The sequence below is a fragment of the Aureimonas glaciei genome (genome assembly GCF_014643375.1).
In the GTDB taxonomy this organism is placed as follows: domain Bacteria; phylum Pseudomonadota; class Alphaproteobacteria; order Rhizobiales; family Rhizobiaceae; genus Plantimonas; species Plantimonas glaciei.
In genome coordinates this window covers 1-21,040 of the sequence record NZ_BMJJ01000020.1, presented here as the reverse complement: position 1 = coordinate 21,040, position 21,040 = coordinate 1, and the positions used below count along the sequence as shown (strand labels likewise).

The following is a 21,040-nucleotide window of genomic DNA, read 5'->3' as shown; positions in this document are numbered from 1 at the left end:
GCAAAGGACGGGGGGCCGAAGCCCCCCGTCCTGCATCGGTCAGGCGACGCCGTTGAAGTCCGACTGGGTCAGGTTGTGAGTACCCGCGATATCGAGGGTGAAGTCGGCCCCGGGCCCGCCGGAGACATTGCCCTGGATGCGGGTCAGCGCCTCGCCGTCGTCGCCGGTCACATGGCTGACGAGTACCTGTCCCGCGCCCGTCAGCGACGTCGTCTCCAGGGAGAAGCCGGCGGGGCCGGTCATACCCGCGAGATCGATCTGGTCACCACTGGCAAAGCCGGTGATCAGGTCCCCGTCGGCATCGGCCGCCGTGCGGAAGACGAACACGTCGTCGCCGCCGCCGCCATCAAGGACATTGGCCACGGAACTGGCGAAGATCTGGTCGTCGCCCGCCCCGCCGATGACGTTCTCGAAACCGAAGATCGCATCGTGGCCACTCTGGCTGCTGGCAACACTGCCATGCTGCATCGTGCCGTTGCCGAGATCTATCGTCAGGCTCGCCGTGATCGCGGCGTAGTCCAGCGTGTCCTGGCCCGCCTCGCCCCAGTAGATGTCGTCGCCGTCGCCCTGCCGGGCGATAAAGCGATCGTCGCTCGCTCCGCCATAGGCCGTGTCCGATCCGGCACCGCCCTCCAGCATGTCGTTGGCGTCGTCGCCGAACAGGCGGTCATCGCCGGCCTCGCCGAAGATCATGTCCGCCCCGCTTCCGCCCAGCAGGACATCGCCATCGGCACCGCCGAAGATCATGTCGCTGCCGGCATCACCCTTGACGAGGTCGGCTCCCGACCCGCCCATCAGCGTGTCGCCCTCGTCGCCGCCGAGCATGACGTCATCACCGTCGCCGCCGGCGAACGCGTCGGCCTCAGCACTGCCCATCATGACGTCCGCCGTCGCGGTGCCCGTTAGTACCAGGCCGGCAGCAACCGGTGGCGGGGTCGGCGCATCGTCGTCATCGCCGTCGTCGTCAGCATCGTCAGCATCGTCACTATCGTGGTCGTCCTCCCCCTCATCGTCGTCATGGTCGGACAATGCCGGCGTGACGAATTGCGGCAGTTCCGACGACATCGTGAAGCTGATCGAGTTTTCCTCGCCTTCGAGCAAAACTTGGCCGGTTTCCTCGTCGATGGTGACTGCGTAATCGGCTATGGCTGTTCCGAAGGGTAACTCGATGACGTCCTGCGGCCGCAGCGTGCCGACAATCGTGTCGTTTCCGCCATTGGATTTGAACACGATGCGGTGCGCCGAGTTGAGCGAGGAGATATCGATCGTGTCGTCGCCGGCATCGCCATCGATGGTGATGGTGTTGGGGCGCAGGCTGGTGCCGGAGAAGTCGCCGATGATGTTGAAGGTATCGCCGCCGGCGGTGCCGGTGGCTCCGGTCGGATCGGAGCCGTTGACGCGGATTTCCTCGACGTCCCACAGTTCGGCAATCACGGACGCGAAGTTGGTGCCGTTGCGGGTGATGACGATCTCGGTGTTCGCGTCGAGGCTCGCGTTGATATTGTTGGGAATGGCGTCCCAGGCCGCACGGGTGAAGATCGTATACGTCTCCGCCGATGCGTCACCGTTGATCACAAAGGTGTCGCCGAGCGGGCCCTCGGTGCCGCCGTTGAACTCGTCTCGCCCATCGCCGACGTTCCAGATCGCGGTGTCGTCGCCGACACCGCCGTTGAGTAAGTCGTTGCCGGTGCCGCCGATGATCGTGTCGTTGCCGCCATTGCCGTTCACGATGTCGGTCCCGCCAAGAGCGTTGATTGTGTCGTTGCCGTTGGTACCGTTGAGGGTGTTGTTGCCGGTGGTTGCACCGCCAAGGGTTGTCGTTGTCGCGAATGCAAAGTCGCTGGCCGAGATGGTGCTGTTGTCGATTTCCTCCAGGAGGATTGTCCCCATCACGTTTCCGCCGGCGTCGCGGATCGTGATCCGCGTATCGTCTGTTGCCCCGTCCTCAATGTCCTCGATCTGGATGCGGGCAGCCGCTGTCGTTCCGATATTTGCTGCAGTCAGATCGAGCGCACTGACGTCGATGAGGTCCTGAGTTGCCGCTGAGCCGCCGTTCTGGTCGAAGTTGACCACGCGGTCGTTGCCGAAGCCGGTGGCGTTGTAGGCGATCACGTCGTTGCCGCTGCCGACATCGATGATGTCGTTACCGGCCCCCCCGATGATGGTGTCGACATCCCCGCCTGCGCCGCCGCTCAGCGTGTCGTCGCCGTCGCCGCCGTCGACCAGATCGCTGCCGTCACCGCCATCAATGGTGTCGTTGCCGCCGCGCCCGAACAGCTGATTGGCGTTGCCGTTACCGTTAATGACGTTGTTGAGTGCGTTGCCAGTGCCGATCAAGGCGCCGTTGTTGAGGTCGAGGTTCTCGACGTTGGCGCCGAGCGTATAGTCGACGTCGGACTCGACCCGGTCTGCACCTCCAGTGGCGAGGTCGGCGTTGGTCTCCGTCACTACGTCGCCAGCTTCGTCGACGAAGTAGACGTCACTGCCGTCGCCGCCGATCATCGTGTCGGCACCGAGTCCACCCTGGAGCGTGTCGTTGCCGCCTAGTCCGCTCAGCGTGTCGTTGAGGTCGCCACCGGAGATAACGTTGTTGATGGCGTTGCCAGTACCGACGAACTGGTCCGCATCGACGCCGGCGTAGGTCAGGTTCTCGACGTTGGCCATGAGTTCGATCGAGAGAGCGGCCATTTCGGTCCGGACCTCGTCGGTCCCCGCTCCGGCTACTTCCACAACCACATCGAGAAGGTCGTCAACAACGTAGTCGTCGTTACCGCCGCCGCCGATCATGGTGTCGGCACCAAGGCCGCCATCCAGCACGTCGTCGTCGCCGGTGCCGGAGCCACCGACCAGGAGGTCATCTCCATCACCACCGATAAGGTTGTTGTCGCCGCCAGCACCGAAGATCAGGTCATTTCCGGCGCCGCCGGTGATCGTGTCGCCGGTGCTCTCGCCAACGATGACGTTGTTGGCAAGTGAAGCGGAGAGGTTGGCGCCGCCGTCGTCGCGGCTGATCAGGTAGTCCTCGCTGCCGAGGGCATAGCCTGCATAGACCGCACCGTTGAAGTTGATGCGTTCGACGCCGGTCTGGGCGTTGGCACCGTCGAACTGCTGGTTGACGGTGATCACCTGCGTCACCGTCTGTGCGCCGCTCGGCAGGCCGTAGGTTATGATCAGTTCGCCGTCATTGGAGTCGGTGTCGTTGTCCGCCATCGAGAGGCTGTTCAGCGTCAGGATCGGCAGGCCATCGACATCGAGCCCGGTGCTCGGTGCGAGGATCGAGATGCGATCCGCGGTGCCGCCACTGGTGGCGGAGAAGCCTTCGTTAATGGCGTCGTTGCCGTCGCCGAGGGCAAACGAGTAGGTGTCGTCTCCGAGCCCGCCATTGAGGGTGTCAGCACCAGGTCCGCCAACGAGGATGTCGTTGCCAGTGCCTCCGTTCAGTGTATCGTTACCCGCCAGCCCGAGGATGAGATCGTCCTGCGCCGTACCGTTCAGCGTATCATTGTTGGGCGTGCCGACGATAATGTTGAGCGGATTGCCATCGAGGAATTCGACGCGCTCGATGTTACGCAGGCGGTCAGTGCCGTCGAGCGAATCCTCGATCGCATGCGAGACGATGAGCTGCCCGTCGGTACTGGCCGAGAAGGCGTATTCCGAGCGGTTACCCTGGTAGCGCGCGGTATCGATGTCGCCAGGGGTGGTATCGGTGAGGATTTCACGCACGATCACCAACTGGCCGGGATTAAACGTCCCGTTGAACATCTTGGCGGCCAGCGTCGTCATGCTGTTGTGCGACTCGAGCTCGGGGCCGGTGCCATCAGCATTGGCGCGCACGCTGATGCGCACGTTGAGCCACTTGTCACCGTCGATGATGTCGTCGCCGGCATTGCCCTGGATGCTGTCTGAGCCGTCACCGCCGAGGATGATGTCGCCGGCGCTGAACACGACCTGGCGCGCCACCATGGCGCTGACCTGAGCCTCCGTCAGTCCGAGGACGGCGGCAAGCCCGTTGATGAGCTGGATGCCCTCCTTCGTGAGCTGGCTGCCGCGGTAGCCTTCCTGGCCGGTCGTGCCAGCCGGCGCGAGCGGATCATAGGGCAGGCGTTCCTCGGCAAGTGCATTTGAGCCCTTAAGGACGTCGTTGAAACGGCTGCCGGAGAGGCCTTCCATCGAGGCATACTCGTCAAGCGCGGTGTTCGGCGGCAGGACGGGAGCCTCGTCGAAGACGATAGGAATAGACAGATCGGCCGTTACTCCCGACGTGTTGTCCTTGTACGTGGCCCAATCGAAACCTGACATGCCGGCCATCTTGCCGCGGCCTGCGCTGCCGACCATGATGTCGTCACCGCCTTCGCCGATGAACTCGTCGAAGCCACCGTCCCCGAGAAACACGTCGTGCCCGTCGATGCCGTCATGGGCGAAGACCTCGTCGAAATTATCGCCGGGTGCGCCATCGAAGGTGCCGGTCTCGATCCAGTCACTGCCCTCGTTGCCGAGAATGCGTTCAGCGTTCTTGTTGCCGTAGATGAAGTCGTCGCCTTCGCCGGCGAACACTTCCGAGCCCATGTCGGTGCCGAGGAACACGAAGTCTTTGCCGGCACCGGCGAGGACGAGGTCGAGGCCTGGTCCGGCGTGGATGACGTCGTTTCCGGCGCCGCCCTTGATGTTGTCGTCACCCCCGGAGTCCACGATGATGTCGTCGCCATCACCACCATTCAGGATGTCGTTGCCGAAGCCGCCGTCCAGTCGGTCGCCGCCGCCGTCGCCGTAGAGCGTGTCGTCACCGATGCCGCCGATGAGGATGTCGTTGGCTTCTGTACCGCCGAGTAGGACGTGGTCGCCGCCAGTGTATTTGAGATAATTGGTGTCGACGCCCGGGGTGCTCGGATTGTTGCGCACCACAAGTGGCGTCAGAATGCCCCCGCCGACTGGATCAAGGCCCCGATTGTCAGCACTTTCGTCGATATTTGGAGTGTTGGGGTCGTCTTCCATAATGCCATCGGCGCCCGCGTCTTCACCCAGGCCCGGATTGTATTGCCGTGTCCGATCGATTTCGAGGATGAGGCCCGGAACCGAGAACACGTCGGACGGCAGATGCGTGGCGTCCGTGTTGCGCATGATCATGGCGGCGAAGGAGTTGTTCTCCATTTCGCCAAACAGGTGCAGGCCATCGAGGCGCTGCAGATAGTAGAAGCGGTCGCCGCTCTGAAGCTGTTCCATCTGAACTTCAAAGACGAAGTTGAAGGTGGAGCCGAGCATGCCGCCAAAGGGCATAATTTCCTCGGCAAGGCCGCCAATCCACAGGTCGACCAGGTCCAGGCCGCCCTTGTCGCCGGCGTAGATGCCAGTGCCGTTAAGGAAAGCTTGCCTGTCATCCTCGTCAAGCGGGGACAAGGGCTGCTCCACGTTGAGCTTGATGTCATCAACCAGAATCTGGTTGCCGCTGCCGCCAGCCTGTTGAATTTCAATTCGGAGCGTCTGTCCGGCCAGGGCAGCACCGATTGCGCCGGTGTCGAAGGTGACCGTAGACCAGTTGCCGTCTGCGGGTTCGGTCAGAACCTGCGTGGCCAGCACCGTGCCGTTGCTCGAAAAGAGGCGTGCAGTGCCTCCCGGCCAAGCCGTGTCGGTGCGGTCGCCGATGTCAAAGCTGAGGCTGTAGGTCGCGCCTTCCGCGAGAACCACGCCGGTATCTTGAGACAGAAGGCCATCCTGGCCCAACCAAACCACGTTAGTCCCGTCGATCGATGCATTGTTGGTAACGCCGTCAGCGGGATTGAACATGCCGCCAGTACCGGACATGGTCCAGCCGGTGGGCGCTGTAAGCGTGTAATTTCCAAGCACGTCTGAGATGACGTTCGGGGCGAGGTCTGCCAACGAGTCCGTTTCGAAGCTGGCGTTCGATATCGCCACCGCTGCGCTTCCCGTCGCAGTCAGGCCGACCAGCGCCATTGCGGCGTCGCGCTTCTCTTCAAGCGTACTGGCGAGCAGGATCGTGTCGTGCGTGCCATAGGCGGCGATGAAGTTGATGATCGAGGCTTCGTGCTTGAGATGGCTGGCGAAATCGACCCAGCTCTCATAGGGCTTGAGCAGGACGTTCTGGTTGCTCGCCTCGTAGAACTCGGCGCGTGCCGCGTTCAGCGAGGGAACCCCGGTGTCGCGACCGCGGGCCAGATTGATCGTGGCCAGGTCGAGAGGAAGGCCGAGCAAGTTGTTGCGCAGCGCACCTGTCACAAACTCGTCGATCTCGTTGCCGACCTGCCGCGTCATGCCGCGGACGATGGCGCCCGCCGCGAGCCCGTCGTCAATGCTCCCCCCGACGCCGTTGAACGCCGTTGGATTGAGGAAGCCCTCGATCAGGCTGATATGGTTCGGCGTGAAGGCGGGATCGAACTGCTCGATCGATTCGGTCAGCATCGAATGGCCGAACCGGTAGACGACATGCGCAAACTCGGCGACGATCGCCGGGTCGAGCGTGGTGTCGAAGCCGTCCGGGACCAGGAAGACGTTGATCTGCGGCTGGATCTTGCGCGCGAACTCCTCGAAGACGAGGTGCTGATACTGCATTTCCGTGCCGAATTTCGCGGCCTGGAACAGCCGTTCGCCATCCCAGCTTCCGTCCGGCTTCCGCCATTCCGCGATGAAGGCGGCATCGCCGGTTGCCAACACGACGTCCTTGGTGTGCTGGACGAGCCGGTTGTGCTCGGCGTGGAAGACGTGATGGACGGCGGTCAGGCCGATATTCTCGTTGGCGCGGCCGTCGCCGGCGATAAAGTGCGCGTCGAGCAGTTCGTTGTCGTATTCGGTATCGCCGTTGCCAGGATTGCCGAGCCCGACCGTGATGTCGCCATCCGCGATCTTGCCGAGTGGCACCGCGTCATGCGCGATATCGGCCAGGAAGGCGTGGCTGGTGCGGAGCGCACCGACCGTGGTCGGGTTGACCGGAGCGGCGAACGTTCCCGATTGGACGACGTCGTCGGCGGTGTTGGGAATGCCGTCCGCGCCAATCCCGGTGATGATCTGCGCATAGCCGGCCGCGTTGGGAATGAAATTCCCGTACTGATCGGTGCGCAGCAGGGGCACGCTGCCGACGTCGTTGTCGGTCAATTCGATGCCGAGCATGCGCGCCTGCGCCTTGACTTCACCCCATGTGGCCATGCCGCCATTGGCGCCCTCGATCAGGAGGCCGGTGGCATGCGGCACGTCGTTCGCGTCAAGCTCGTACTGCCGCAGAAACACCTGGTGCGATGGGTGCGAGGTGTATGTCTGGTTCTGGTCGACATAGGCCGTCGTCGTGTTGACCGGCCGGACGTCGTCCGCCGTTCCCATGACCCCATCTACACCGGCCGACACGGTTGCGCGCGTCAGGACCATGAAGTTGGTGTGGCTTCCCTCGACATAGAGAGGATCGTCCGGCTGCAAGGGCACGAAGACGGTGCCGCTGCCGCCCTTGTTCACGAGGTCGAGGCCGTGGTCGAAGAACTGGCCGAACAGCGTGAACCAGGAGTTGAAAGGCGCCGACAGGCCCTCGTCGGGCGCGATGTTGGGCAGATGGACGTTGTCGCCGTCCATCTCGATGGCGAAAGGCACGAGCGCCGCGTCGCGTACGCCGCGCGCGGCTTCGAGGGTGACCACGGCCGCGCTGTGGCTGGCAGTAGCTGTCGCAAAGGCAGCATTTGCAGCATCCAGAATTAACTGTTCCGCTGCGGAAAGGGGCGTCGAGGGGTTATTGTCGGCGCCCAAGAGAGCGTCATCGACCGCCGTCTGAGCATTCTGCATCAAGACCCGCGCTTGATACTCGGCGTCAAGGGCGGGCTTGAACGCCGCGTAAATCGCCGTCACAGCAGGCAGAGTACCGATGGGATTCGCATTTCCAGCACGCTCGAGAGCCGTCAGTATGGCCGCCGGGTTGCCCAGCGTCTGGTCGACGAGCAGGTTCGAGATTGTGCGAAGGCTCGAGTCGAAGACGAGCGAATTGGGATTGTTCGACGGGTTGTAGTTCGGCGCCGTCGGCATCGCCGGAGCAGGGCCTGGCCCATCCGGATCGAACAATGTTCCATCTGCCGGCCGGTAGACGGGCTGGAGCAACTCGGGAAACTGGTTGTCCGCCGCGCCCCACTGTTCCTGGCCGGGCAGCAGATGATTGTAGGAGCCGTCGACCGTGCGCAGCCCCCAGGCGATGTTGTAGGCGGGGATCAGCCCGCCAGGTCCATACAGCGGCTGGCCGGCAGCATGCGCCTCGGAAATCTTGATCTGGTCAAGAATGAAGTCGAGGTCGCTCTTGATATAGGAAACCATTGTACCCTCCTCAGGAGTGTCGGTGCCAAACGACAAAATTGCTGATCCTTCAGCAGGCCCAAAACAATTCGAACACATGCTGACTTACCGCTCGATCCGCCCCTAGTTGATAGGGAGTTACGGGGCAGTAAAAGCAGCTCTGCACGAGGTTCTACCGTCACAGGATGCTACTTGCGCAGGAGGGGTAATAGCTCAGAAGGTCCAGTCATTAACCAGACTTTGGGACCGGAAGATCAACCGCCCTTGGTCCCGGGACAGCTGAGTCCTTGGACTCGTTCTCAGTGCGACCTTAGTCCGATGACTTTGCGGGTACTTGCGCGATCGGGCGCAGCCCAGAGGCCTCGGCATCGCCTAGCTCATGGCCTCCGAGCATCTTTCGGTGGCGGCGTTCGTCCCGTCGACCGTGCCCATGAAAAAGCGCGCATCGGGATCGGGGATAGCCAAGACGCCAGACAGGAAAGTGGGGCTCGGCCCCCCGTCGTCCTTCACGATATCCGCAGCGTCAGGAGGGGCGTCGTCCGTTCTCGCCCATTGGATTGACAGCAACCCGCCCCGTCAGATCGAGGACAATGCAGCCGAGCAGGGCGCCAATAGAATGCCAATAGACAATCTTCAGTTGCCGGAGATCGAAAACCAAATACTACAGATTGCAACTGCGCTCGTTTGAACGATTGCACCGCTCTTAGGCGCAATCCAGATATAATGTTGACGAAGCGGGGCAGATGTAGGCTGATATGCTCACTCAGCAAGTGGCAGATTGCCGCACATGCACATTCGTCGCTGCGAACGTCTGATGAGACTTTTTCCGGATTTTCGGCATGGGGTAAGGGCAGTTGTTCCGAGACACTCTAGCAGATTCCGACCGGAGCCATCAGGCGACTAGGGATGGGCGGGGAGCCGGGCGTTGGTCGTACCGGACGGGGCTCTCGCGGTTGATGACCCGGTGGCGTCGCTTTGGGCCGGCCAAGCAGTTTCTGCTTGTCGTGACGCTGCTGCTGATCCTCTTTCTCTCTGTGGGCGGCGTGCTGCAGTCGCGACTGATTACGGCCACTCTGGTCGACAATACCACCCGAGTTGCCTCCATTTACATGGAGGGCATTATCTCCCCCCATGTTCAGTCACTAAAAACTTCTCGTCGGCTTCTCCCGGACGAACAGTTCCAGCTGGAAACGTCAATCGCCGACACCGGATTGAGGACGCAGATCCAGCAGATCAAGATCTGGCTCCCCGACGGCACGATCGCCTATGCGAGCGACCAGAGCCAGATCGGTCGGCGATTTGATTCAGAGAGCGTTCGGCGGGCCGTCAACGGCGAAACGGTCCGAAATTTCGATGACGATACGGAACATCAGGGTGACAGCGCACATCATTATTCCGCTATCCTCGAGACATACATTCCGATCCGCGATCCCGGCGGCCACGTCATTGCCGTCGGCGAGTTCTATCAGGATCTCGATGCCATCCGCGACCCGGTCTTTGTGGCCATTGCTGGCAACTGGGCAATTCGCGTCGTTCTCGGCATTGCTGCCGTAACGCCGCTCTTCTTCATCATCCTCAAGGCGGACAGATACATCGCCGTTCAACGGCGCGTGATGCGGGTCAATCACCGCAGAAGCGTCAAACTGGCCCGGCAGAACCTGGTGCTAAGCATCGAGGCTGACAAGCTGCGCCGACATGCGGCTCGGGCCAATGAAGAGCTGCTCAGCCGTGTGGGCGCCGATTTGCATGACGGGCCAGTCCAACTCCTGACGCTCGCAGCCCTAAATGCCGCAGATCCGCCGATGGCAATGCAGTTGTTGCGAGAAGCCACCCACGAGCTCCGCTGCATCGCCAGCGGCCTGGTGTTGCCGGAATTGCGCGACCTGACCGCCGGCGACGCGGTGCGCCTCGCTGTCACGCGTCACGAACAGAATACGGGGACCACGGTAGAGAGGAATATCGCGGAGTTATCGGTCGGAATCTCGCACGAGCTCAAAGCGTGCATGTACCGGGTGGTGCAGGAAGCACTTCGAAACATCGTCCGACACGCTGGCGGCCGGGGCCAGAAAGTTGCTGCAAGCCTGGATCATGGAACGGTTGTCATTCGGATAGACGACGCCGGGCAAGCGAGACCGACCGAGGCCAGAGACGGACAGAACCCGGGTATTGGCCTCCAGGGCGTAAGGAACCGCGTTGCCGCCTTCAATGGGACGCTCGAAATCCGACGCGTTCCCGGCAAGGGGACGACGCTCATCGCGCGGCTCCCGCCGGACCTCGCACCCGCGCTTTGATCGCGCAAGGTTCCCATTGAACTTCTGCCAACTTGGCAGAATGGGTCGCGTCAGTTCATCGTATCGTCCGTGCGTCGCCAGTCACGGCCGCTGCTCGCGCCGGCGAGCTTCTGGGCCGCTAGAACAACCTCCAGCCGATTGCGAGCATTGAGCTTCTGCATCAGTAATGTCATGTAATGCTTGACGGTTTTCTCGCTGATGCTAAGCCGAGCGGCGATCGCCTTGTTGGTGCAGCCCGTCAGCAGTAGCTTGATAATCTGGTCTTCGCGGACGCTCAAATGCGGGCTGCCGCCATCGCGCGCGGTCGGCAGGCGAAGGGCGGTGATCATTTTGCTCGCCAGACTAGGCGTCACGAATGTCTCGCCTTGCATCGCGCTGTTGATGGCAGCCGTGAGTTCACCAGCGGTACTGCCCTTCAACACGTAGCCGTGGGCGCCGGCCTCGAGCGTGTTGATGGCGTGATCAATACGGTCAGACGCGGTAAACGCCATGATGATTGTGGACGGTGACTGCAGACGTATCCTGGCGATGGCATCCAAGACGTTCCCTGGCATCTGCAGATCGATGAGCAAGACGTCTGGGTGCTCTTCGGCGGCGATCGTCAAGGCGTCGGCGGCCGATGCACCACTGCCAACGACGGCGTAGTTCTGATAATTTGAGAATATGCTGACCAATCCTTCACGCAGGATCGGATGATCATCGATGAATGCGATTGAGGTAGGCGTCATGACACGATCCCGTCACAATATGGCCTTATTTATCGCTCGTACAAAACTCACCTTATGTAAAGTATGACGGTAGTTCAAGGCTTTCGGATGCGGGGGCGGGCGTGAAGTTTTCGACCGGGTGGTAAGCCGGCGTCCGACAACCGCCGATGAACGAGCGGGCGTGCGTGGTGATCGTCATGAATATTTCGCCGATCGAGCCTCTTTGGATTTCGGTTGACGACAACGCGAGGGCGCCAGGCTGACTGCTCGACCCTGGAGGCATGAGGGTCATTCGGAGCTTTTGCGCCGATCGTGCCGGCGCGTCCGACGACGAATGGGACGCCCTCCCTTGCGTTAACCATGCCGGCGCCGCGTTTCGCCGACGCCTTGCGATCGGTGGCTGAAGGGCTCAGGTATTGTCTAGGGCTCGGATTACCCCGAGCCGACACGAGACGGCCCCCGCTGGTGGTTGCACACCGAACGAGGGCCTGACCCGCAACCTGATTGAGAGGTCTTGGGCTATGACGAGCCATAACTGCTTCGTCCCTTCGAGGGAAGATTTGGAAACGACGATCGCGGCGCCGCTGTGCCCGCGGGAATTGCAGGGCGCCATAACGCGCATGCAGACGGCCGCCTGCACTTAGGCGCTCCGGCCTCTTCGTTCTTCCGCATCCATGCGAGATGATTACACGACGCTGACACAGGCTGTGGCACTCCGCCCCGACTTGTCGCCATAGCCTGTCCGTCCGACGCCCTCACCGGCGCCGACGTGCCCGGCTGCGGCACCCGCCGATCATCTCCCTTATCCAAGGGACTTTTCCATGCGTCTTTCTTCGAAGGGTGCCGCCTCGGCTGTGGCCGAGCGTGCCCGCTATTCCTGCCGCATCGCGTTCGGCGACATCGAGGCCGATCTCGCGGCGCTGATCGACAAGGCCGTCGCGGCTATCACCGCCAGCACGCCGACCCCCGATGCGATCCTCGGGGACTACATCGGCCTCGCCGCCCTGATCCGCTCGGTCTCGGCCCACGAGGGCAAGCTGCTGGAGCAGGCGATCATCGCCATCGGCCAGCGCAATCCCGACCTCGTCGTCCTCTGGCAATCGCTGCGGCTGCCGGTGACCCCGGCCGCGCTGGAGGCGATCGCTCTCAATCGCGGCGGCACGCTGAGGGGACTGAGCTTCGACGCCGACGCCCGGACCCGGGTTACGTACACCCCCGACCTCGTCCTGGTGAACCGCCGCTATCACAGTGCCACCATCCTCGACGTGAAGCGCTCGATCGCCTCCTACCTCGACACCCATCGTCTGGCCGAGCTGAAGACCAAGATGCTGGCGACGTCGCTGATCCTGCCGGACTGGCTCTACAAGGAGCAAAAGCGGCTGATGGTCGACACGGTCGGCATCGCCATTCTCGACGGCGCGAGCGCGCCCGGCGACCATGAGAACGGCATCTGGGCGATGGACGAGATCGACGACCTCATCGAGGTCGACGGCGCCGCCGAGACGATGGCCGAGTTGCGCCGCCGCTTCGGCGTAAAGATCCGCACGCTGCTGTCGGCAGAAGCGCGTCGGCTGGCCCGCTTGTATGCCGGCCCGGCCGCGCGGATGCGGCTGAGCTGCACCGCGGCCCTCTTGCCGATGGACGGCTCCCCGGGGACGCCTGTCGCGACCGACGTGGGCGACGATGACACATCCCCGTCGTGGCCCAACTCGCCGAGCGCCGACAGTGCCTACGGCCGGATCAGAAATAATTTCCGGTCTGCGGCCCCGCACATACCGCGCACCATCCGCGTCGGCTTCGCCAGAGCGCGCCTCGACGCCTGATCCTGCCCGTGGCTCCTGATCGCCGATCGATCCCGAGCCGCAGCCTCTCCTCACTCTCAGATTCAACCTCGCCGCCGCCGCTGAATGCTGGCGCGGCGCAAGGGAAAGCCATAGCCATGCCCCAGCCCCACACACCCGACAACCGCCCGCCACAGATCCAGCCGCAGCCGTTGCCGCTGCGCCGGACGCTGACGGACACCGTCGCCCCGTCGGCCGTCGACGCCTTCGGGGCCACCCAGGCAGTCCAGCCCGTCGACTCGGCCGCTGCCATCACCGCGACGCCGCCGGCAAACCCCGCCGAGCAGCCGGATGCGCACGACCCTGCCATGCTGGTCGGCCTTTCCCTCTGGACCGTCCGCCAGCACGAGCGCTACCTCGAAGCTGCGGCAACTCGGGATGACGGCCGCCCACTTCACAGCTACCCCACCGTCCTCGTCGACACCCTGCGCCGCCATGCCGATGCCGGGGACCCGACCTGCCGTCTCGTCCTCGACTGGCTGCTCGGCAAGGGCCTCCTCGAGACCGGCCCCGAATGCTCGCGCAAGGGAGCCTTCTGATGGCGGCGACCAAGCAGAACGGCAAACTGAGCAAGCGCCAGTTGGACGCCGGATCAGGTGCGTCGGCGCTCGCGATCCACTACGCCATCGGCGAGCACCCGGTGGCCGAGAGCGTCGCAACGCTGCTTCTCGTCGAGAAGGCCTTGCAGCAGAGCGGCATGGCGACTGGCGATCTCGCCGCTTACTTCGATCGGCCGGGCTCGGTGGTCGTGCTGCGCGCCGAGGTCTCGGGCTTTGCGGCGTCGACCCTGCGCCTCTTGGAAGAAGGATCGATCCTGCCCGGCCGCACGCAGACGCTCGACGTCGGCTATGTCAGGCCGGGTGGCCACGTGCGCTTTGCCGACGACCTCGACATTCGCTTCCGCATCGTGACGATGCTCTGCGAGCCCGACGGTGATGACCCCGAGGGCGAGTCCGACAGCGCCTTGCGCACGCGCATCGCCAACGTCACCCGTGCCGGCTATCCGCTGCTTGTCATTGCCGAGAAGATGGCCATCCCCGCACTGCTGTCGCTGGCTGCCGACCAGGTGCTGGATGCCGGCGCCCTCGACGTCGACGTTATCGCAGGGACGGCGACACGGATCACGGCAGACGATCCGGCCCATATCCATGCGGCACTCACGAGGGCATCGTTCGATCCAGCCCGCCTCTCGGTCGACGATCTATCGGTAGCGATCCGGTCCGGCGTGCCGATCGGCCGGATGATCGAGACACTGACCCACCTGGCGGCAACCGCAGAAAGTGGCGACGGCGATGGTGGCGCGGAAACCCGGTCCGGCAGCCAAACTGCGTCACAGGGTGACCGCGACTGGGATCGCCGATCAGCGGGCCTGTCCACCATGGGCAAGGGACGGAAGGAGAAAGGGCGCTCCGACAAGGCCCAGTCCGACAAGCGCAAATGCGGTGCGGCCTCGGCCAGCGGCTCCGACGTGATCCTGCCGGATGCCTCGACCGATCCCTATCGCCTCAGCGTCGAGACCCTTGCCGGCTATGGCGACGCAAAGGGCTGGGCCCTCGACCTCAAGGCCGATCTCGATCTATGGCGCACAAGATCGATCGCCTGGGACCAACTCAGCTCGCGCCTGCTTCTGTCGGGACCACCCGGCACCGGCAAGACCACCTTCGCCCGGGCGCTCTGCAACAGCCTCCACCTGCCACTGCACGTCTCATCGGTCTCCACTTGGCTGGAGGCCGGCTACCTCGGCAGTGTCATCACCCGCATGAGCGCCGCCTTCGAGGAGGCGCGGGCCAACGCACCCTCGATCCTCTTCGTCGATGAGTGCGACGGCATCGGCAAACGCCAGTCTCAGGACCGCGACTTTGCCGACTACTGGAATGCCCTCGTCAACAAGATGCTGGAGCTGATGGACGGTGCGGCCAGGGCGGAAGGGGTCATCATCGTGGGCGCCACGAACCGGCCGGAGGCGATGGACGAGGCGCTAAAGCGCTCGGGTCGCTGGGAGCGACAGATCGCCATTCCGATGCCGGACCGCGAGGCGCTGACTGGCATCCTTGCCCATCACCTCGGCCCCGACCTCGCCGCGGTGGTCGCGACGGTCACGGCGCCGACCCAAACCGCATTACCGATGCCGCACCGCCAGGACGAGGTCGAGGCAGTCTTGACACGCCTTGCCCGGCAAGCGGCAGGCCTGAGTGGCGCTGATGTTGAGCGGCTGGTCCGAGAGGCCCGCGCCAAGGCCCGCCGCGACGGTCGCAACCTGACCCATCCCGATCTCGCCGCGCGGCTGGCCTTCGGACGCCCGGTCCGCCCGCGTGACCTGCGCTACCGTATGGCCATTCATGAAGCGGGCCACGCGCTGGTACGTCGCGCGCTGAAGGTCGGCACCGAGGTCGGTCTGTCGATCGAGGCGGCGAGTGGCGGCTATGCCGAATCTTTGCTCGACGTCGACGTCGTGCAGTCGGAAAGTTGGGTGAGCGCCCTGATCGCGGTCTTCCTCGCCGGGCGCGCGGCCGAGACGCTCGTCTTCGGTGACACCACGAGCGGATCCGGCGGCTCGCCGACGAGCGATCTTGCCAATGCCACGCGTCTCGCTTTGTCGATGGAGATCGAGCTCGGCTTTGGCAGCTCGACGCCACTGCTGCATCGCTCGATGGATGGGGCAGAACTCCTGCTCTTGCGTGACGACCCGCTGCGCGACTCCGTCCATGCCCGGCTGGAGACCGCGCTGGCTCTGGCGACTCGCACGATCGAAGCGGACCGGGCCTGCCTGCTGCGACTGGCCGACGCTCTGGCCGACGCAGGCAGCATGAACGCAGCCGAGATCGCCGCCGTGTTCGCGGAAGAAGCTACCGACCCGAAGCAGTCCGTCGCGCCGGATCAGCCAGAGCCGCCGGTCTGAACACGTCGCCCTGTGCGCGGATGCACGCCACCGCACGCACGTTGCCGCCGACCATCACCACTCGGTCCGTCCCGATGTGGACACCTGTCAAACGATCAAAGGAACATTGCCGATGAGCATCATCATCCTGCCAAACGGCACCGCTCTTCACATGGATCAGGAGTTGCACCTTCTGACCCAGCTCCAGCGCGACATTGCCCGTATCAATGAGGGACCGCACCCGACCGCGAAAGATCTGGCTGATGCTCCGATCCTCGAACACTGGTCGCTCGGCATGCGCATGCAGCCCTGCCTCACGGGCGAAGTCTACAACCACCCCAAACTGCGCACTGGCGCCAGGACGGTGACGTCGCAGCTCTTCGTGTTCGCCCCCCATCACAGCTATGCCCGTACCCTCAGCCGCTTCTACCGCCTCGGCCGTCCGGCGACGGACGCCGAGCGGTAGTCGCCAATATTGCGACACTCTCTTGCCGATAGGCTTGCACAAGGCCGGACCGGTACCCATCTTGATCATGTGCAGCGCGTCCGGCATGTCCGGGCTGTCGCGCAACAGGCTTCCAAACTGCCGTCCGACCACGGATGTACTGGCGAGTTGGCAAGAGGAAGCCGAAATCCTCGGAAGGGGACGTGGGCCGCCGGAGGAAACTCTCGGCGGCTTCTTCGTATCTGGAACATAGTGTCGACGCTGTTCCCGCCTCGATCTTCTCCCATCGGCTTGCCCCCTTCCTCGCGTGATCGCGTCACGATCGTCCTTGGCACCACTGCGCTGCGCGACCTCGATGCTGATCGATGTGCTCGTGACCTGTAGCGAGTTCCCGGCAACGCACCTCAAGTCAGGTCAAGTTGCGCATAAGCGTTGCAGATCTCCGAGCCGCCGTTGCAAACCTGCAGTTTGCCGTTGCGAAGCTCGAAGCCCGCGTTGCGAATGTCTGGACACGCGATTCATCGGACCGATCGGCGACGCTGCCCGTAGGCCCGCCCCGTCTCGGCAGCCGCGGTTACGCTGTCTCAAAGTGCGCGCACTTCGAGTTGACCTGAGATGAATTGAGTCAAGTTGCGCATCTTCGTTGCGAAGCTCTGTGCAAGCGTTGCGAACATCCGGATCGTCGTGTCGAGGCTACGTTCATCCGTTGCAATGCTCTGTCACGGCGTTGCGAAGCTCAGGCGGTCCGATTCAGCGGCATACGCCGTTGTCGCTGGTGCAGGTCGATACGTCGAGAAGCTGGGCATGGCCGCCGTCAGCGAGGGCTTCAAAACGACTCCAAAGCTGCTTCCAGGCGACAGGCCAGCGATACTTGTCGTTTACATCGCGTTCGCCGCAGAAGGCGGATGGAGCCTCTCTGCTGAAGGCGCAGGCGGGCCATGGGTCCCGTTTTGGTCGACGCAAGCAGATGACATGCATCGGCGCTCGAGCAATCGACAATCAGGCACAAGCTTACCCGCCGTCGAAAAAAGTTCGCAACAAGCAAGAAAGTTCATTTTACTATCTTCGACCCAAATACAACCATCTGAATACAGCCAGTTTAACAGTCTATGTGGCGCTGTTTACTTTGATGTGGATTTCGGTGACTTTGACTGCGACCAATTTATGCAGTATGTTCAATGGGTTGCGGCCATTCAGGCAACGCAGCATAGGAGACTGACATGAGCGAAGACATGACCCCGCCCGAGCCGAACGACGCCGACATCACGCCGCAGGAGGCCGCGCTTGCGCTGCCCGACGTGCCCGACGCGGGCGCCGTGCCCGCAGAGAAGAAGGAGCGGCGCGCGAATCCGAAGGTGACGAAGGGCCCGACGGCAACGAAGGCTGCCCGCGGCAGGAAGGCGCCCGTCGAGAAGAAGGAGAAGACACTGAGGCCGGAGAAGCGGCGCATCTTCGACAAGTCGATGTTGCCGCCCGAGACGCGCGAGCGCGTCGAGCAGCGCTTCCAGAGGCTCGACGTCCTCGGACGCAAGACGACCGAGAACATGCTCGACATGGGCGAGGAGTTCCACGGCCTGGCCCTCGACGTCGAAGATCCGAAGGACTGGGAGGACCTCGTCAAGGCCAACGCCGACTACGAGGTCAAGACCGCCAGGAACTGGAAGGCGGTCTTCGCCAAAATGGGCCACCGCAGGGCCGAGATCATCGCGCACAAGGTGACGCCGACGGTCCTCATCAAGCTGCTGCCGGCTAACGAGGAGACGATCGACGCGGTGATCTCGTCCTTCGCCGAGGGCAAGCGTCTCAAGGTCTTCGAGGTCAAGGCCCTCGTCGACGCCTCGAAAGAGCCCGGAGAGGCGGGAGCCGACGGATCGGCCCGGCAGGGCGGTGCCAAGGGCATGCGGCTCTTCGGGCTCGCCAAGCTCGCGCGCCAGCAGAAGAGCGTGATCGAGGGGCTGAAGGCGATCCGGCAGACGTTCGCCGCTGCGCTCGAGGCGAAGAAGCTGGAGAAGGGCAAGCTGGCGGGCGAACTGGTGCCGATCGCCAGGCTCGCGCACCGCGAGCTGACCGAGATCCTCTGCGACATCGACCCGAAGTCGCTGGTCGGCGGCGTCGCCATGCGGCACGTGAAGGTCGAGGACCCGACCTGGGCCAAGCTCCTCGGCATGCTCTACACCATGGCGGCACCCGACGGTTGGCCCGACAAGGTTCTGCTGAAGAGCTGGATGACGGACAAGGTCACGCCGCTGCTCGCCTTCGCGATCGACGGCGCCGCCGTACCGTCGAAGAACGAGGTCGAGGTCGCTGAGGGCGAACCCGTCGAGGGTGGGATCGAAGAGGAGGTCGTGGTTGCCCAAGAGCCGCAGGCGATCGCTGCCGCGAGCGATGCGCCGGGCGGTGGGTCCGAGCCGGAAGACGCGAAGGCGGTGACGGTCGCCTCGGCGAACAGCTCGGCCCCGTCGGCGATGGCCAGGCTCCGCAAGCTCCGGGCCGATCGCTCGAACGTCGTCAGCTTCCTCCCCGAGACGCAGGATCAGACGAGCCGGGCCGGGCGCGAGGTCACCGGACCGAACGGCGCAAGCTGATCCGGTTGCTCTCACTACTGGCCCCGCCGTCTTCGGACGGCGGGGCCCATCGCCCTTCATCACAATGACCGATCTAAGAGACCTGTCGATGACCGACACACCGCCAAAGCCACCGAAGCCCGCGCGAGGTTCCAAGGCCAGCCGTGAATCCCCCATCGTTCGGTCGGCTCGCAACGACCGCCAAGCCGAGTACCAGCGAGCCTATCGCGCCGACCAAAGGCTAAAGCGGATCCCGTCGCGAGATGATGCTGCCCGTGTGGCTCTTCACTGGGCAATCACCCAAATGATCGAAAAAGCTGACCAGGACGGGCTTTCTCGTATGCACCGTGGGATCGTCCGGCGGTTGGTCGAGCTCGGCTTCGACCCGCAAGGCGCCGACCGCCGGGTCAGCGATCTCATCGACCGTTACGAGGACGGCTGGACCTTCCAGGCAAAGCCACACCTGCGAGCGGACCCCGAGGGCGATAAGCAATCGTGACGTCGGTCGGTCGCCTTGGCTCTGCGGCGACGAGGGTTGCGAAGCCTACCTGGCCTCCGGGTCGTCCAACGCTGATTTCGGTGCAACGCGATCGCGGTCATCTTAGCGTCGAGGTGCCGAAGGGGCGGTTGGCGGCCATTACTACAGCAAACGGCGTTTGCTATTGAAACGGTCATCCAGACCGAAGCGCTTCCTGCGGCTCGGCTTCGGCGGAAAAGCAGAAATGATTTCCAGGCTCGGCAAAGGCGAAAGCCAAGGGCGGCTGCGGCGCCACTACTCGCCAGACCGGCTCGCACCGGAACGTCTCGGCAAAGCCACGCTCGCCGGCCCCGCTGATCCGCAGCGTCCGGCTCTTCGGCACGCGCGCGAGCCAGCCGAGCTCGAGCTTGCGGTCGAGGAGGGCGGCGCCGAGCTTTCCCGAAAGATGCAGGCGGCGCTCGCTCCAGTCGAGGCAGATCCGGCAGAGCGGGCGCTCGGCTCCGGCGAGCGCGTCGCTGTCGATGCCGAGATCGGCGAGGAAGCGGCGGCCCTCGTCCGACACGAGGCCGATGCCGTCGTCGAAATGGACAAGGCCGCGGCGCACGAGCGCATCGGCGATGGCGACGCCGAGACGGCCGGCGAGATGATCGTAGCAGGACCGCGCCAGCCGCATCGCCGCATCGCGCGGGCCACGGGGACGCGACGGTGGCCGGGCCGCACCGCCCGACAGCGCCATCAACCCGTCCAGCGCCCGCGCCACCTCGGACGACGCCAGGCGGAAATAGCGGTGGCGCCCTTGCCGTTCGACGGCCACAAGGCGCCCATCCGTCAGCCGCGCTCGGTGACCGCTCGCGGTCTGCGGTATGACGCCGGCATGGGCAGCCAGCTCCCCGGCCGTCAGCGCCGCGCCCCCCACCAGCGCCGCCAGCATGTTGGCGCGGGCGGGGTCGCCCATTAGGAAGGCGGTCTCGGCTATCGTGTTGCCCGTCGGGAGGTCGATCATGCCGGGAGGATAGGCGCCGGCGCGCGGCTTGTCAGGAGCCGACGCTTCGGCGAAGACCGAAGCATATTGCAGGCAGGCCCGGCTAGCGTCCGCGGCACCGACGCCTCCTCACGACCCGAAAGACCCGAAAGACCGGAAAATGCCAGACCATCCCCCGCGCCTTGCCGTCAGCCTGCTGATGCTGCTCGCCCTCGCCACCCTCTGGGGCGCCTCCTACAGCTTCATCAAGATCGGCGTGTCCACCATTCCGCCGATCACGCTGATCGCGGCGCGCACGCTGATCGCCGGCGGGCTGCTCCTCGTCATCCTGCGCCTGCGCGGCCTCCGCCTGCCGACGGACAGGCGCAATACCCAGCGCTTCGTGATCCAGGCCTGCCTCAACTCGGTCCTGCCCTTCACGCTCGTCGCCTGGGGCGAGCAGCACGTGGATGCCGGGCTTGCCGTCATCCTCAATTTGTCAACGGCGGAGCAATTCCAGGCCAGTGTGGCGGAGTAAAACCAGGCCACGCGTCCGAGAGGGCACGACACAGGAAAGGGCCCGATCGGGCCCTTTCCTGTG

General features: G+C 63.9%; 11 protein-coding genes and 1 pseudogene. 9 read left to right on the top strand and 3 right to left on the bottom strand.

Translation table 11 applies throughout. From position 1 onward, the window contains the following. Positions 1–39: 39 nt before the first annotated feature. The gene (locus IEX88_RS26985) at positions 40–8,295 is read right to left on the bottom strand and encodes a peroxidase family protein (protein WP_244640501.1); all 8,256 of its coding nucleotides are present in this window, start codon (positions 8,293–8,295) and stop codon (positions 40–42) included. Between the two features lie 935 nt (positions 8,296–9,230). Between IEX88_RS26985 and IEX88_RS25475 the strand changes: the two genes are divergently transcribed. Beyond that, positions 9,231–10,565, top strand: a complete 1,335-nt coding sequence (locus IEX88_RS25475) for a sensor histidine kinase (RefSeq protein WP_188855298.1) — start codon at positions 9,231–9,233, stop codon at positions 10,563–10,565. A 50-nt stretch (positions 10,566–10,615) separates the two neighbouring features. Here IEX88_RS25475 and IEX88_RS25470 read toward each other — a convergent pair whose 3' ends face one another. Beyond that, entirely contained in the window at positions 10,616–11,293 is a 678-nt protein-coding gene (locus IEX88_RS25470; protein WP_188855297.1) for a response regulator, read from the bottom strand. An 800-nt stretch (positions 11,294–12,093) separates the two neighbouring features. Here IEX88_RS25470 and IEX88_RS25465 point away from each other — a divergent pair. From IEX88_RS25465 to IEX88_RS25435, 7 genes are all read left to right on the top strand, one after another. Beyond that, positions 12,094–13,095: a hypothetical protein gene (locus IEX88_RS25465; protein WP_188855296.1), complete on the top strand. Its 1,002-nt coding sequence runs from the start codon at positions 12,094–12,096 to the stop codon at positions 13,093–13,095. A gap of 116 nt (positions 13,096–13,211) precedes the next feature. Further along, a complete protein-coding gene (locus IEX88_RS25460) occupies positions 13,212–13,652 on the top strand; it encodes a hypothetical protein (RefSeq protein WP_188855295.1) in 441 nt (146 codons plus the stop codon). Next, on the top strand, positions 13,652–16,012 hold the full coding sequence (locus tag IEX88_RS25455) for an AAA family ATPase (protein WP_188855294.1): 2,361 nt from the start codon (positions 13,652–13,654) through the stop codon (positions 16,010–16,012). Before IEX88_RS25460 ends, IEX88_RS25455 begins: the two co-directional genes overlap by 1 nt. A 112-nt stretch (positions 16,013–16,124) precedes the next feature. Beyond that, positions 16,125–16,457, top strand: coding sequence for a DUF6634 family protein (locus IEX88_RS25450; protein ID WP_188855293.1), 333 nt, complete (start codon positions 16,125–16,127; stop codon positions 16,455–16,457). Positions 16,458–17,240: 783 nt separating this feature from the next. After that, on the top strand, positions 17,241–17,660 hold the full coding sequence (locus IEX88_RS25445) for a hypothetical protein (RefSeq protein ID WP_188855292.1): 420 nt from the start codon (positions 17,241–17,243) through the stop codon (positions 17,658–17,660). Next, entirely contained in the window at positions 17,657–19,021 is a 1,365-nt protein-coding gene (locus IEX88_RS25440) for a hypothetical protein (protein ID WP_188855291.1), read from the top strand. The genes IEX88_RS25445 and IEX88_RS25440 overlap by 4 nt, the downstream gene beginning before the upstream one ends. Positions 19,022–19,109: 88 nt before the next feature. Continuing rightward, positions 19,110–19,499: a hypothetical protein gene (locus IEX88_RS25435; RefSeq protein ID WP_188855290.1), complete on the top strand. Its 390-nt coding sequence runs from the start codon at positions 19,110–19,112 to the stop codon at positions 19,497–19,499. 172 nt (positions 19,500–19,671) lie between these two features. Here the strand turns inward: IEX88_RS25435 and IEX88_RS25430 are convergent, their stop codons facing one another. Further along, complete coding sequence (locus tag IEX88_RS25430; protein WP_188855289.1) at positions 19,672–20,481, bottom strand: ArsR/SmtB family transcription factor; 810 nt, start codon at positions 20,479–20,481, stop codon at positions 19,672–19,674. Between the two features lie 139 nt (positions 20,482–20,620). Here IEX88_RS25430 and IEX88_RS25425 point away from each other — a divergent pair. Next, positions 20,621–20,944 (top strand): annotated as a pseudogene (locus IEX88_RS25425) (EamA family transporter); the annotation flags it as partial. Positions 20,945–21,040 lie beyond the last annotated feature (96 nt).